This is a genomic window from Actinomycetospora sp. NBRC 106378, assembly GCF_030269685.1.
Lineage (GTDB): Bacteria > Actinomycetota > Actinomycetes > Mycobacteriales > Pseudonocardiaceae > Actinomycetospora.
This window is the reverse complement of sequence record NZ_BSTT01000010.1, coordinates 94288-107402: the sequence shown is the minus strand read 5'-3', so window position 1 is coordinate 107402 and position 13115 is coordinate 94288. Positions and strand designations below refer to the sequence as shown.

The window sequence follows — 13115 nt, the reverse complement described above, 5'->3', positions numbered from 1 at the left end:
GATGCGCGTCACGATCGCCGGGGCCGGCGCGGTGGGCAAGTCCATCGCCGCCGAGCTGATCGAGAACGGCCACGAGGTCATGCTCGTCGAGCGCGACCTCGCGGAGGTGGCGCCCGAGGCGGTGCCGCAGGCCGAGTGGGTCCACGCCGACGCCTGCGAGGTCGCCTCGCTGGAGGACGCGTCGGTGCAGAACTGCGACGTCGTGATCGCCGCGACCGGCGACGACAAGGTCAACCTCGTGGTGTCGCTGCTCGCCAAGACCGAGTTCGCGGTGCGCCGCGTGGTGGCGCGCGTGAACAACCCGCGCAACGAGTGGCTGTTCACCGAGTCCTGGGGCGTCGACGTCGCCGTGTCGACCCCGCGCATGCTCGCGGCCATGGTCGAGGAGGCGGTGTCGGTCGGCGACCTGGTCCGCCTGCTCACGCTGCGCCAGGGCAAGGCCAACCTCGTCGAGGTCACGCTGCCCGAGGACACCGCGCTGGCCGGTCGCCCCGTCCGCGACGTCCCGCTGCCCGCCGATGCCGCCCTCGTCGCGATCCTGCGCGGTGGCCGCGTGATCGTGCCGCAGTCCGACGACCCGCTCGAGGCGGGCGACGAGATGCTCTTCGTCGCCGGCGAGGGGGTCGAGGAGGAGATCCACTCGGTGCTCACCTCCGGGGACCCCGGTGGGCGCGAGCTGATCTGACCGCCCGCTCCGTGGCAGGAAAGCGTCGTTGCTGTCGTCCAGTGGCAGGAAGGCCACATCCTCCGTGATCACCCTGCCCGGCGGCCGCACCGTCCGCGCCCGGTCGCTCCGGGTGCCGCCGCCGCCCGGACCACCGGCCTTCGGCCTCTACCTCGGGTCGCGCTCCGCGGCCCGTCGTCGGGACCCGGGCATGACGTGGCCCCGCCGCTGGCTGGTGTGGCCCGACTTCCGCACGCCCCGCCACCCCGACGAGGCCCGCGCCGCCATCGAGGCCCTCCACGCCCGGGCCGGGTCCGAGCTCGTCGAGGTCGCGTGCGGCGGCGGGATCGGGCGGACGGGCACCGTGCTCGCCTGCCTCGCGACGCTCGACGGGCTCGGTCCCGACGACGCCGTGGCCTGGGTGCGGTCGCACCACCACCGCCGCGCCGTGGAGACGCCGGGCCAGCGGCGCTGGATCCGGTGGTTCGCGGAGTCGCCCGGGTAACTGGCAGGGTGCGCGCCCATGGACCCGCGGGCGCTCTACCGGCGCTGGATCGACGAGCTGTGGAACGGCTCGGTCGCCGTGGCCGGGGAGATCGTCGCCGCCGACTTCGTCGGCCACTGGCCCGACCGCGACGTCCACGGCCCCGCCGAGCTCGCCGCGATCATCGACGAGACCCACGGCATGCTCGACGTGCTGACGTTCGTGGTCGAGGTCGGCCCGCTCGTCGACGGTGACCTGGTCGCGGGCCGCTGGCGCGGCCGGGGCGCGCAGGAGGGCAACCCGGTCACGTTCGTCGGCAACGACGTGCTGCGCGTCGCCGACGGCCGCTTCGTCGAGTACTGGGTCGCGTCCCTGCCGCTGCCGTGAGTGCCCGGCCCGCGCGGATGATCGTCCCGCGGGCCAGACTGCGGGCGTGCCCGAGCGACACGTGAGACGGAGCGCAGCGGAGTCCGACCGTCGACGCCGCTGGTCCCTGCACCCGCTCGGGCTGACACTCGGGGTCGGCCTGGCCGCCCTCGGGTGCACCCCGACGCTGATCCCGCGCACCGGGTTCTTCCAGGGGCTGGTCAGCGGCGTGCTGCTCGCCGCGGGCTACCTGCTCGGGGTGACGGTCGCGCGGCTGGTCCGGCCCCGGGTCCGGCTCCGCCCGTCCCCCACGGCCCGGGCGCTCGGGTGGGTCCTGCTCGCGATGCTCCTCGTGCCCGTCGTCGTGCTGGCGCTGCGGTACGGCTACGCCCGGCAGGCCGCCCAGGCGGCCCTGCTCGGGGTACGACCACCCACGGTCGTGTCGTGGCTGGTGGCGGTGCCGGTCGCGGTCGCGGTGCTCGCCGTGCTCGTCGCGGTCGTGCGGGGCGTGCGGGCCCTCCCCCGGTGGCCGCGGCGGGTCGTCGTGGGCCTCGGGGTGGTGGTCGTGCTGCTGGCGCTCGTCTCGGTCGCGGGCATCCCGGGCGTCAACCCGGCCCGCACCGTGCTCGACCGGGCCTTCGCCGCCCAGAACGACGGCGTCTTCGGCGGCGCCACCCGGCCCACCTCCCCCCTGCGCTCCGGCTCCCCCGCCTCCCTGCTGAGCTGGGACTCCCTGGGCCGGGGCGGGCGCACCTTCGTCTCGTCCGGGCCACCGGCGACCGCGCTCGCGCAGGCCTCGGGACGACCCGCCGTCGAGCCGATCCGGGTGTACGTGGGGCTCGGGAGCTCGGCCGACGCTGCCGAGCGCGCCCGGCTCGCCGTCGACGAGCTGCGCCGCACCGGCGCCTTCGACCGCCCCGTGATCGCGGTCCTGACGACGACGGGCACCGGGTTCGTCGACGCGGAGGCCGTGGACGCCCTGGAGCTGACCTGGGGCGGGGACACCGCCGTCGTCACCAGCCAGTACTCCCTCATGCCGAGCGCCCTGTCGCTGCTGCTCGACGGCGACCGCGTGGCCGCCGCCGGGACCACCATGTACGACGCGGTGCGGGCCGCCGTCGACGCGCTGCCACCCGGGCGCCCGCGCCCGCGCGTCGTGGTCTTCGGGGAGTCGCTCGGCGCACTCGGGTCGCAGGCCGCGTTCGCCTCCGTCGACCGGGTCCGCGACGGGGCGCTCTGGAACGGCCCGCCGAACTCCTCCCCGCTGTGGCGCTCGCTCGTCGCGGGCCGGGACCCCGGCACGCCGGAGGTGCGACCCGTCGTCGGGAACGGGCGGCAGGTGCGCTTCGGCGGCGGCACCGCCACCCCCGGACTGGCCACGGACCCGCCCGCACCCTGGCCCGCGCCGCGGACGGTCTACCTGCAGCACCCGAGCGACCCGGTGGTGTGGTGGTCGCCGCGGCTGCTCTGGGAGCGGCCGGACTGGCTCGCCGAGCCGCACGGCGACGACGTCCTCCCCGACGTGCGGTGGTTCCCGCTCGTGACGTTCTGGCAGGTCACGATGGACATGATCCGCGCGCAGGAGGTGCCGTTCGGGCACGGCCACAACTACGGGCCGGAGTCGCTGGACGCGTGGACGGACGTGGTGCCGCCGCCGGGCTGGACGCCCGCCGACACCGCGCGCGCCCACGCCGTCCAGGAGGCGGGCGGGCTGCCGACGCCGGGCGCGTAGGGGGCCCCGCGTCCTGTCGTGGCCCGGGTGGTCCATCTCCGACGAAGCAAGTTAGGTTAGGCGCACCTCACTTGATCTGTCGGAAAGGTCCCTGGTGCGTAGATCGCTCGTCGCCGTCGTCGCCGTGCTCGTCGCCCTGCTCGCGGGGTGCTCCTCGGGCACCGCCCAGCAGGCTGCCCCCGCGACGGCCGGCGACGGCACCTTCCCCGTCACCATCCCCACGGCCTTCGGGGACGTGACCGTCCCGCAGGCCCCGCAGCGGGTGGTCGCACTCGGATGGAGCGACGCCGAGACGGCGCTGGCGCTCGGGGTGGCGCCGGTCGGCGCCTCGGACTGGCTCGCCGTCGGCGGCGACGGCCTCGGGCCGTGGGTGACCCGGCGCTACACCACCCCGCCGCAGAAGCTCGGGACGCTCGAGGTCGACCTCGAACAGGTCGCCGCCCTGCAGCCCGACCTGATCCTCGACACCCGCGCCTCGGGCACCCGGGAGCGCCACGACCAGCTCGCCCAGCTCGGCGTCCCGGTCGTCGGCATCCCAGCGGGCGGGGAGAACTACCTGACACCGTGGCGCGACCAGCTCCGGATGGTCGGAGCGGCCCTCGGGAAGTCGCAGGAGGCGGCCCGGTTGCAGTCCGAGCTGGAGGACCGCTTCGCGCAGGCCCGGCAGCAGAACCCCGCGCTGAACGGTGCGACCGTCGTCTCCGGCGCGAAGAACACCCTCGGCGAGTACGCGGCCTACGTCGGGCGCACCGGCAGGGTCGAGTTCCTCCGCGAGCTCGGGCTCGTCAACGCCCCCGCCGTCGAGAACGTCCCCACCCAGGGGTTCTCCGTCCCGGTGAGCCGCGAGCAGATGAACCTGCTCGACGCCCGCGTGACGATCATGCAGGCCATCAGCGGCAACGCCGCGGACGTCACCGGCGACCCGCTCTGGAACGCGGTGCCCTCGGTCGCCGCCGGCCGCGGGGTCGTGCTCGACGACAAGACGCTGTCCAACGCGTTCTCGAGCTCGTCGGTGCCGGGCCAGCTCTACGCCCTCGACCGCATCGTCGGGCCGATCAGCGCGGCGGTCGCGAAGCCGTGACCGCGAGCGCCGTCGTCGCCCCCGCCCCGCCCCGCGTACGCCGCGGCGCGGGGACGGCGACGACGCTGCTCGTGGCGGCCGCCCTGCTGGCGGCGGTCGTCGCGAGCCTCGCGATCGGGCCGCGGGCGCTGCCCCCGTCGGTCGTGCTGGACGCCCTGACCGCCTTCGACCCGACGAACCCCGACCACCTCGTCGTCACCGAGGTCCGCCTCCCCCGCACCGTCATCGGGCTGCTGGCCGGCCTCGCCCTCGGCCCGGCCGGGGTCCTCGCGCAGGGCCTGACCCGCAACCCGATCGCCGAGCCCGGCATCCTCGGGCTCAACACGGGCGCGGCCCTCGCCGTCGTGCTCGCGATCGGGGTGCTCGGCCTCCGGTCGCTGACCGCCTACGTCTGGTTCGGCTTCGTCGGCGCCGGACTCGCGGCGCTGATCGTGGCCGGGGTGGCCGGGATCGGCGGGCGGTCGGCCACCTCCCCGGCGACCCTCGCCCTCGCCGGGGCGGCCCTGACCGCGGGCCTCGGCTCGGTGACCACCGCGATCCTGCTGACCGACCCGAACGCCTTCGACGACTACCGCTTCTGGCAGGTCGGTTCGCTCGCCGGCCGCGACCTCGGGATCGCCGCGCAGGCCGCGCCCTTCGTCGCGGCGGGCCTCGCCCTCGCCCTGCTCTGCGGCCCGACCCTCAACGCCCTCGCCCTCGGCGACGACGTCGCCCGCTCCTTCGGCCGCCGCGTCGGGCGCGACCGCGCGGTCTGCGGGGTGGCGCTCGTGGTGCTCGCCGGCGCCGCCACCGCCGTCGCGGGCCCGATCGCCTTCGTCGGGCTGACCGTCCCGCACGTCGTCCGCGCGCTCGCCGGCCCCGACCACCGCAGGGTCCTCCCCCTCGCCGCCCTCGCCGCGCCCACGCTGCTGCTCGTCGCCGACGTCGTCGGTCGCGTCGTGGCCGCACCCCGGGAGGTCCAGGTCGGCATCGTCACCGCCGTGCTCGGCGCGCCGGTCTTCGTCTGGTTCGTGCGCCGGAAGCGGTTCGTGCGATGACGGAGACGCGCAGCGCAGCTCCGCCCGACGGGACCGCCGCCCTCGCCGCCCTGCAGGAGGCCCGCGCCCGTTCCCGACGACGGGTCGGGTTGGCCGGAGCGGGTCTCGCGGCCGCCGTGGTGCTCGTGTTCCTCGCGACGGTGTCCCTCGGCGACTACCCGATCCCGCCGGGCGACCTCCTGGCCTCGCTGGTCGGCGCCGGACCGGCCCGCGTCGAGTTCGTCGTCACCCGGCTCCGTCTCCCCCGCGCACTCGCGGGTCTCGCCGTCGGCGCCGCCCTCGGCCTGGCCGGTGCGCTGTTCCAGCGGCTGCTCCGCAATCCCCTCGCCAGTCCGGACGTCATCGGCGTCGGGGCCGGCGCGAGCGCGGCGGCGGTCACGGCGTTCACCCTCTTCGGGCTCTCCGGGTTCGGCGTCTCCGGGGCGGCCGTCGTGGGGGCGGCCGCCACCGCGGCCCTGATCGTCGTCCTGGCGCGGCGCGGCAGCGGCGGGGGCGGCCTGCACGGCGTGCGGTTCGTCCTCATCGGCGTCGGCATCGGCTCGGCGCTGCTCGCGGTGGTCTCCTGGCTGATGACGACGGCCTCCCTCACCACCGCCCAGCAGACCCTGCTCTGGCTCACCGGCAGCCTGAACGGCGTCACGTGGGCCGGAGTCACCCCGCTGCTCGTCGCCGTCGCGGTCCTCGTGCCGCTCGCGCTCGTCGCGGCCCGGGCGCTGCCCCGGCTCGAGCTCGGCGACGAGGCCGCGGCCGCCCTCGGCCTGCCCGTGGAGCGCGCCCGCCTCGCCCTGCTCGCGGTCGGGGTGCTGCTGGTCGCCTCCGCGGTCGCCGTGGCCGGCCCGGTCTCGTTCGTCGCCCTGGTGTCCGGTCCGGTCGCCGTCCGTCTCGCCGGCCCGGGGCGGGCCTCGCTGCCGCACGCCGCCCTGGTCGGCGCCGTGCTGGTCCTGGTCGCCGACCTCGTCGCACGGCACCTGCTGGGCGAGGTGCCGCTGCCGGTCGGGGTCGTCACGGGCGTCGTCGGCGCCCCCTACCTGCTGTGGCTGCTCGCCCGAGCCCGGACCAGAGGAGCGTCATGAGCCTGCGCGCCGAGCACCTCACCCTGCGCTACGACGACCGCGTCGTGGTCGACGGGCTGTCGGTGCGCCTCCCCGCCGGCCGGATCACCGCGATCGTCGGCCCGAACGCCTGCGGCAAGTCGACCCTGCTCCGCGGCCTCGGGCGGCTGATCGCACCCGCGGCGGGCCGGGTGCTGCTCGAGGAGACCGACGTGCGGGACCTCCCCGCCCGCGAGCTCGCCCGGCGCCTCGGGATGCTGCCGCAGACCCCGGTCGCACCGGAGGGCATCACGGTCGCCGACCTCGTCGAGCGCGGCCGCTCCCCGCACCAGGGCTGGTTCGGCGGACGGACCGCCGCCGACGACGCGGCGGTGGCCCGCGCCATGACCGCGACCGGGGTGCTCGAGCTCGCCGCGCGGCCCGTCGACGAGCTCTCGGGCGGCCAGCGCCAGCGGGTGTGGATCGCGATGATCCTCGCGCAGGACACCCCGACCCTCCTCCTCGACGAGCCCACCACCTACCTCGACATGGCGCACGCCGTCGAGGTGCTCGACCTGCTCGTCGACCGCAACCTCGGCGAGGGCACGACGGTGGCCGTGGTGCTGCACGACCTCGACCTCGCCGCCCGCTACGCCGACCACCTCGTCGCCCTGCGCGACGGGGCGGTGGTCGCCGAGGGCACCCCGGCGGAGGTCGTCACCGAGGCGACCGTCGAACGGGTCTTCGGCATCCCTGCGCGCGTGGTCCCCGACCCGGTCTCCGGCACACCGCTCGTCGTCCCCGTCGGGCGGCACCGGGTGGCGCCCGTACCCCCCGGCTTCGCCTCGGAGGCCGACCTGCGGGAGGTGGTGGACGAGCCGCACCCGCTCGCCGTCGCGAAGGTGGGCGACCGCGTCGACCCGACCGCGGCGGAGTTCGTGGCCGCCGCTCCGCTCGTGGTCCTCGCGTCGGGCCGCACGGACGGCGGGATGGACGTCTCGCCCCGCGGCGACGCGGCGGGCTTCGTCCGGGTGCTCGACGACGGTCGGCGCCTGGCCCTGCCCGAGCGCCCCGGCAACCGCCGGATCGACACCCTGCGCAACGTCGTGGAGCGGCCGGGGACGGGTCTGCTGTTCCTGGTCCCCGGGGTGACCCACGTGCTGCGGGTGTCGGGCCGGGCCCGCGTGGTCGACGACCCCGACGTCCTCGGGCTGTGGGAGGACCCGCCGCCGCTGGCCCTGGTCGTCGACGTGGAGGACTGCTTCGTGCACTGCTCGCGCGCCCTCACCCGCGCCGGGCTGTGGACGGACGCCACGCCGGCGACGGAGGTGCCGGGCACCAAGGCCCTGGCCGAGGCCGCGGTGGCGGCCCGGGAGGACACCTGAGTCAGGCCGCGGGGGCCTCGGCCTGCTCGGCCCGCTCGGCCTTCGCCGCCTCGGTCGCCCGGCGGATGGCCCAGACGGTGACCGCGGCCGCGAGCAGGGCGAGCGGGACCCCCATCGCGAGGCGGACCCAGCCCAGCCAGGTCTCGGCGTAGGCCGAGTCGTAGAGCCACCGCTGCACGACGAAGCGCGCCCCGAACACGACGACCCAGGCCAGCGTGGCGAGGTCGTAGGCCCGCAGCAGCGCGGGCGAGCTCCGCCAGCCCTGGCCGTCGCCGTTGACCAGGTGCCAGAGCACCCCGACCAGCGGCCGACGCACCACCACCGACACCAGGAACACCCCGCCGTAGACGAGGCTCGTCCAGATCCCGAGCAGGAAGAAGCCCTTGGCCTCCCCGGTGCGCCAGGCGATGAACGCGCAGACCGCGACGCCGAAGAGGCCCGACAGCGCCGGCTGCACCTTCTCGCCGCGCACGAGCCGCCAGACCGCGACCGCCACGGCCACGCCGACGGCCGCGACGATCGAGGCCACCAGGTTCTTGAACACCGCCTGCACGAGCACGAACACGACGACCGGGACGGCCGAGGTGATCACCCCGGCGACCCCGCCCATCTGCTCGAGCAGCGTGGGCGCCCGCTCCTCGCGCTCCTCGACCCCCTCGGCGTCCGCCGCCACGTCGTCCGCCGTGGGCCCCGGGACGGGCGCCGTCGGGGCGTCCGGCCGCACCGGGGCGAAGGCCACGGTGGGGGGCTCCTCCGGGCCGGGGCGGCGCGGCGAGGACCCGTAGGGTGGGACGGGAGGATGTCCGGCGCGGTGCTGGGGGGTGATGACGCGCTCCTGTCAGGGGGCTCGCTGCAACTCGTAGTACGGGTTGTAGATGACCTTGCGGCCGTCGCGGACCGCCACCCGACCACTCGCGCGGAGCGTGCGGCCCGGCTCGATCCCCGGGATGCGGCGACGACCCATCCACACCAGCGTGACACCGTCGGTCCCGTCGAAGAGCTCGGCCTCCAACGTGGCGACCGAGTCCCGGGGGCAGATCTCCACCGACCGCAGGCGACCCTTGACGGTGATCGCCTCGCCCGTCCCGGAGCACTCGCTGGCCTTCTGGCAGCCCGAGCGCTCCGCCTCGGCGGAGAGATCCTCGGCGTCCAGGTCGGACACGTCGGAGGTGAGCTTCTTGACCATCCGCGACATGAACCCGGGGCTCTTGCCCATCCGGCTGCTCCTCGATGCAGGCACCCGCAGGTGCCACCCGGGCCCCTCGTCGGACCCGTCCTCAGGATAACTCGATCAGGAACGCCCCGGGGACGTCCCCGAGTCCGCCTTCTGCGGCAGCATCATCGGGATCACGGGACCGTCCTGGCCCGCGATCTGGCGCGGCCGGGTGGGCAACGTCTGGTAGAGGGTGTCGCGGAACGGCTCCGGCACGTCGTCGGGGACCTCGAGCGGCAGCAGCGAGCGCACCGGCAGCGGGTCGGGCGACCGGACCACCACGGTGCCCCGGACCATGTCGCGCAGCATCCCGTGCAGGGTCAGGGCGTGCTGGGCCGGGCCCGTACCGACCCCGCGCAGCAGCCAGCGCGGCCCCTCGACCGCGACGACCCGGGCGACGACGTCGCCGTTGCGGGCGACGAGCTCGCGGCCCCACTCGCCCCGGTCCCGCCGGATGGTGGCGCCCTCGTTGTGCAGCTGGGTGGCCAGTTCCTCGACCAGCTCGCCCCAGAGCCCCCCGGTGCGGGGCGCGGCGAACGCGCTCACCGTGAGCCGGCCCTCGGGGACCATGACGTGGACGGCGCGCAGCGGACCCGACGGATCGGGCTCGGCCACGAGCGTCGCGTTCGGCGGGACCGGGAGCTGGACCGAACCGAGGTCGAGGCGGAGTCGCCCGTCGCGCGGGGCGTTCTCCCCGTCCCACGGCCCGTGGTGCCGGTGGTGTCCCCGGCCCGCCGGGTCGCCGTGCCCGGGGACCTGGGCGATGCGGCCCTTGCGGTGGCGTCCGCGCGCCGGCTCGGTCGCGACCACTGCCCTCAGAGCTCCCTCGTCCGCGGCCGCGCCCCGCGGCCGTCCCGGTCGTACGTCGTGTCCATCGGCGTTTCCCGCTCCGTACTCAATACCCTGCCCGTGACCTTGTCGTGATGTAAACGGTTCCAGGTCACCTGAGGTCGTCACCCGACCCGGTCGATCCGAACCCGTTCCCGCCGCGCGCGGTCGCCGGCAGCGCCTCCACCACACGGACGGACGGCAGCTCCACCCGCTGGACGAGCAGCTGGGCCACCCGGTCGCCGCGGCGCAGCTCGACGGCGCGGTGGCGGTCGTGGTTGACCAGACACACCCGGATCTCGCCCCGGTAGCCGGCGTCGACCACCCCGGGCGCGTTGACCACGCCGATCCCGTCGCGGGCGGCGAGCCCGGACCGGGGGCAGACCAGGCCGACGTGGCCCGGCGGCAGCGCGACCGCCACCCCGGTCCCCACCAGCACCCGCTCGCCCGGCTCGAGCCGCACGTCGGTGGTGGTCCGCAGGTCGAGGCCAGCGTCGTCCGGGTGCGCCCGCGTGGGCGCCGGCAGCCCCGGATCGAGCCGGACGAGATCGAGCTCGGACACGACGGACGAGGGTAGTCGCGCACGCCGGGGACGACGCAGCCCTCCCCACGGCCGTCCTACCCTGGTGCCGTGACCCGTGCCCCCGCCCCGAGTGCGCCCCCGGCCGGCCTCGAGCGCCTGCGGCTCCCCTGGTGGGCCTGGCCGCCGTCGCTGCTCGTGGCGGGCCTGCTCGCCGCCGAGGTCCACATGGGCTTCCCGGGCGTGCGGTCGTGGCTGCCCTACGTGCTGCTGCTGCCGCTCGCGGTGCTGATCCTCAGTCGGATCGGACGCACGCGGGTCGGCGTCGCGACGAACGCCGACGGCGAGCGGGAGGTCTGGGCCGGGCCGGCCCACCTGCCCGTCCGCTTCGTCGGGCGCGCCGACGTGGTGCGCGGGGACGGCAAGCAGCACGCCCTCGGCCCGCAGCTGGACCCGGCCGCGTTCGTGCTGCACCGGCCCTGGATCGCGAGCGCGGTGCGTCTCGAGGTGACCGACCCCGACGACCCCACGCCCTACTGGGTCGTCTCCACCCGCCACCCGGAACGGCTGCTGGCGCAGGTCCGGGGCGAGTAGGGGCCCCGGACGAGAAGGAGCCCGGCCCGGGGAGATCCCGGACCGGGCTCGTCGGTCGGTGTGTCAGGCCGCGCAGTCGCGGCAGATGAACGCGTTGCCGCGGGTCTCGGCGAGGCGGCTCCGGTGGTGGACCAGGAAGCAGCTGCCGCAGGTGAACTCGTCGGCCTGCTTCGGCAGCACCCGGACCGTCAGTTCCTCACCGGAGAGGTCCGCGCCCGGGAGCTCGAAGCTCTCGGCCGTGTCGGTCTCGTCGACGTCGACGGCCGCGGACTGCGCCTCGTTCCGCCGGGCCTTCAGCTCCTCGAGCGAGTCCTCCCCGAGTTCGTCGGACTCGTTGCGGCGCGGGGCGTCGTAGTCGGTCGCCATATGGTGTGTCCCACCCTCGTCATGCCGTGGTGTGTCGTGCGCCCGCACAACGCGGGACGACCACTGTTTGTGCCGGTCGGTTGAGTGACCCGGGTCTCACCGGCGAAGCTGTCGAGAGTCTTTCCGTGCCGCGGGCGGCGGAAGGGTAGCCGACGGCGGCGGCGGATGCCCACGGTTCCCACCGGTCCGTCGGTGTGGTCTCACCGACAACTCGATCGCGCGCGATCGCACGGGTGCGGCGGACACCTCGGGCCCACGCGACGGCGTCTACGCTCCCCGGCGTGGCCGCCTCCTCGTCCCTCCCGCGCGCCGGCGGCTACCGACGGCGGCACCTGCTGCCGATGGCCCTGCTCGTCATCGTGCTGGCGGTCGCCAGCGTCCTGACCTGGATCGTGGTCTTCGTGAACTCGACCGCGCAGTCGGTCACCTCGTGCAACACGCCGCCGTCGGGCGGAGGCACCGTGGAGGCCCGCACGGCCCTCGACCAGACCGCCGCGGCGTCCCCCTCGGCCGTCGCGGTCCGTGTGCTGAACGGCGCCGGCCAGCGCGGCCAGGCCCAGCTCGCGGCCGTGGAGCTCGGGGAGCTCGGCATGACCGAGGCCGCCCCGCCGGACAACGACCCGCTCTACCCCGCCCAGGACCTCAGCTGCGTCGGGCAGATCCGCTACGGCGGGGACGGGGCCTCGGCCGCCCGCACCCTCTCGCTCGTCGTGCCGTGCGCGGAGCTGGTCGACGACGGGCGGCAGGGCGCGGCGGTCGACCTCGCCCTCGGCAGCGACTTCCGCGACATCACCCCCGGGGCGGGCGTGAACGACGCGCTCCGGGCCCTCGCGCGCGGGAGCGAGTCCGGCGCCCCGGTGCCCGGAACCGATCCGGCGTCACTGAGCGGGCTCCGCGACGTCGACTGCTCGCAGTAGCGCCGGCGCTCAGACCTCCCGGGCCCCCGCCGACCGCAGCAGCTCGGCGAGCGGGCCCGCCAGCGCCGGACCGGCGGCGAAGGTGGCCTCCGGGCCCCACCCGTCGTCGGGCGCGTCGGGCGCAGCGTCGGTGACCGGGCGGCGCACGACCGCCCCCGCCTCCTCGGCGATCAATGCCCCCGCCGACCAGTCCCACGGCTTGAGGCCGTGCTCGTAGAAGCCGTCGACCCAGCCCGCCGCGACCGAGCACAGGTCCAGCGACGCGCAGCCCTGGCGGCGGACGTCGCCGATCGAGCCGGCCACGCGGGCGACGAGCGCGGCCTGGCGGGCCCGGCGCGCCGGGTCGTAGGCCAGGCCGGTGCCCACCACGGCGATCTCCACGCGATCCAGGGCCGACGCGCGCAGCGGCCGGTCGTCGAGGGTGGCGCCGTGCCCCGCCGCCGCGCTCCAGACCCGGCCGTACACCGGCTCGACCACGGCCCCCGCGACGGCGCGGCCGTCGATCTCGGCACCCAGGGAGACCGAGAACCAGGGCAGGCCGTGGGTGTAGTTGACCGTGCCGTCGATCGGGTCGACCACCCAACGCACCTGGCCGGGTCGCGCGGAGGTCGCCCCGCCCTCCTCCTCGCCGAGCACGGCGTCGTCCGGGCGCAGCACGGCGAGGCGCTCGCGCACGAGGGCCTCGCACTCACGGTCGCCCGCGGTGACGACGTCGGTGGCCGAGCTCTTGGTCGTCATGTCGGCGACCGAGCGGTCCCCGACCACCCGGTCCCGGACCGCCAGGGCCAGCGCGGCGGTCTCCCGGGCGATCTCGACGGCGATCTTGCGGAGTTCCGGCCCGAGTTCCCGGAGGTCCTGATCGTCCTGGTCGGTCACGTCCTCCATCCGATCACACCT

The 13115-nt window shown here is 75.9% G+C and carries 16 protein-coding genes; 10 read left to right on the top strand and 6 right to left on the bottom strand.

Annotated features, from left to right (window positions below):
- Nucleotide 1 precedes the first annotated feature (1 nt).
- The 8 genes from QSK00_RS21085 to QSK00_RS30430 all read left to right on the top strand — a co-directional run bounded on the left by QSK00_RS21085 (nucleotide 2) and on the right by QSK00_RS30430 (nucleotide 7780).
- Nucleotides 2-685: a potassium channel family protein gene (locus tag QSK00_RS21085; protein ID WP_285593763.1), complete on the top strand. Its 684-nt coding sequence runs from the start codon at nucleotides 2-4 to the stop codon at nucleotides 683-685.
- 64 nt (nucleotides 686-749) lie between these two features.
- Nucleotides 750-1169 (top strand): protein-tyrosine phosphatase family protein, encoded by a 420-nt coding sequence (locus QSK00_RS21080; RefSeq protein WP_285593761.1) that lies wholly within the window; start codon nucleotides 750-752, stop codon nucleotides 1167-1169.
- 18 nt (nucleotides 1170-1187) lie between these two features.
- Nucleotides 1188-1535 (top strand): ester cyclase, encoded by a 348-nt coding sequence (locus QSK00_RS21075; RefSeq protein ID WP_285593759.1) that lies wholly within the window; start codon nucleotides 1188-1190, stop codon nucleotides 1533-1535.
- Nucleotides 1536-1596: 61 nt separating this feature from the next.
- Nucleotides 1597-3246 carry an alpha/beta-hydrolase family protein gene (locus QSK00_RS21070; RefSeq protein WP_285593757.1) on the top strand — a complete coding sequence of 550 codons (1650 nt, stop codon included), beginning with the start codon at nucleotides 1597-1599 and terminating at the stop codon, nucleotides 3244-3246.
- 94 nt (nucleotides 3247-3340) lie between these two features.
- Nucleotides 3341-4327 (top strand): iron-siderophore ABC transporter substrate-binding protein, encoded by a 987-nt coding sequence (locus tag QSK00_RS21065; protein WP_285593756.1) that lies wholly within the window; start codon nucleotides 3341-3343, stop codon nucleotides 4325-4327.
- Complete coding sequence (locus QSK00_RS21060) at nucleotides 4324-5364, top strand: FecCD family ABC transporter permease (RefSeq protein ID WP_285593755.1); 1041 nt, start codon at nucleotides 4324-4326, stop codon at nucleotides 5362-5364. Before QSK00_RS21065 ends, QSK00_RS21060 begins: the two co-directional genes overlap by 4 nt.
- A complete protein-coding gene (locus tag QSK00_RS21055) occupies nucleotides 5361-6437 on the top strand; it encodes a FecCD family ABC transporter permease (protein ID WP_285593753.1) in 1077 nt (358 codons plus the stop codon). The genes QSK00_RS21060 and QSK00_RS21055 overlap by 4 nt, the downstream gene beginning before the upstream one ends.
- Nucleotides 6434-7780, top strand: a complete 1347-nt coding sequence (locus tag QSK00_RS30430) for an MSMEG_1061 family FMN-dependent PPOX-type flavoprotein (RefSeq protein ID WP_352231158.1) — start codon at nucleotides 6434-6436, stop codon at nucleotides 7778-7780. Before QSK00_RS21055 ends, QSK00_RS30430 begins: the two co-directional genes overlap by 4 nt.
- 1 nt (nucleotide 7781) lies before the next feature.
- On the opposite strand, the gene QSK00_RS21040 is transcribed toward QSK00_RS30430, so the two are convergent.
- From QSK00_RS21040 to dut, 4 genes are all read right to left on the bottom strand, one after another.
- Entirely contained in the window at nucleotides 7782-8519 is a 738-nt protein-coding gene (locus tag QSK00_RS21040) for a DUF3159 domain-containing protein (RefSeq protein WP_285593751.1), read from the bottom strand.
- A 99-nt stretch (nucleotides 8520-8618) separates the two neighbouring features.
- Nucleotides 8619-8996 (bottom strand): OB-fold nucleic acid binding domain-containing protein, encoded by a 378-nt coding sequence (locus QSK00_RS21035; RefSeq protein WP_285593749.1) that lies wholly within the window; start codon nucleotides 8994-8996, stop codon nucleotides 8619-8621.
- 75 nt (nucleotides 8997-9071) lie between these two features.
- Nucleotides 9072-9803: a DUF3710 domain-containing protein gene (locus QSK00_RS21030; protein WP_285593747.1), complete on the bottom strand. Its 732-nt coding sequence runs from the start codon at nucleotides 9801-9803 to the stop codon at nucleotides 9072-9074.
- Between the two features lie 130 nt (nucleotides 9804-9933).
- Nucleotides 9934-10383: a dUTP diphosphatase gene (gene dut / locus QSK00_RS21025; RefSeq protein WP_285593745.1), complete on the bottom strand. Its 450-nt coding sequence runs from the start codon at nucleotides 10381-10383 to the stop codon at nucleotides 9934-9936.
- A gap of 69 nt (nucleotides 10384-10452) precedes the next feature.
- Here dut and QSK00_RS21020 point away from each other — a divergent pair, with 69 nt between their 5' ends.
- Nucleotides 10453-10935 (top strand): DUF3093 domain-containing protein, encoded by a 483-nt coding sequence (locus tag QSK00_RS21020; protein ID WP_285593743.1) that lies wholly within the window; start codon nucleotides 10453-10455, stop codon nucleotides 10933-10935.
- Between the two features lie 63 nt (nucleotides 10936-10998).
- Here the strand turns inward: QSK00_RS21020 and QSK00_RS21015 are convergent, their stop codons facing one another.
- Entirely contained in the window at nucleotides 10999-11301 is a 303-nt protein-coding gene (locus QSK00_RS21015) for a DUF4193 domain-containing protein (protein ID WP_018334507.1), read from the bottom strand.
- Between the two features lie 281 nt (nucleotides 11302-11582).
- On the opposite strand from QSK00_RS21015, the gene cei reads away from it, so the two are divergent.
- On the top strand, nucleotides 11583-12218 hold the full coding sequence (gene cei, locus QSK00_RS21010; RefSeq protein WP_285593740.1) for an envelope integrity protein Cei: 636 nt from the start codon (nucleotides 11583-11585) through the stop codon (nucleotides 12216-12218).
- Between the two features lie 9 nt (nucleotides 12219-12227).
- On the opposite strand, the gene QSK00_RS21005 is transcribed toward cei, so the two are convergent.
- A complete protein-coding gene (locus tag QSK00_RS21005) occupies nucleotides 12228-13103 on the bottom strand; it encodes an inositol monophosphatase family protein (RefSeq protein WP_285593739.1) in 876 nt (291 codons plus the stop codon).
- Between the last annotated feature and the right edge of the window lie 12 nt (nucleotides 13104-13115).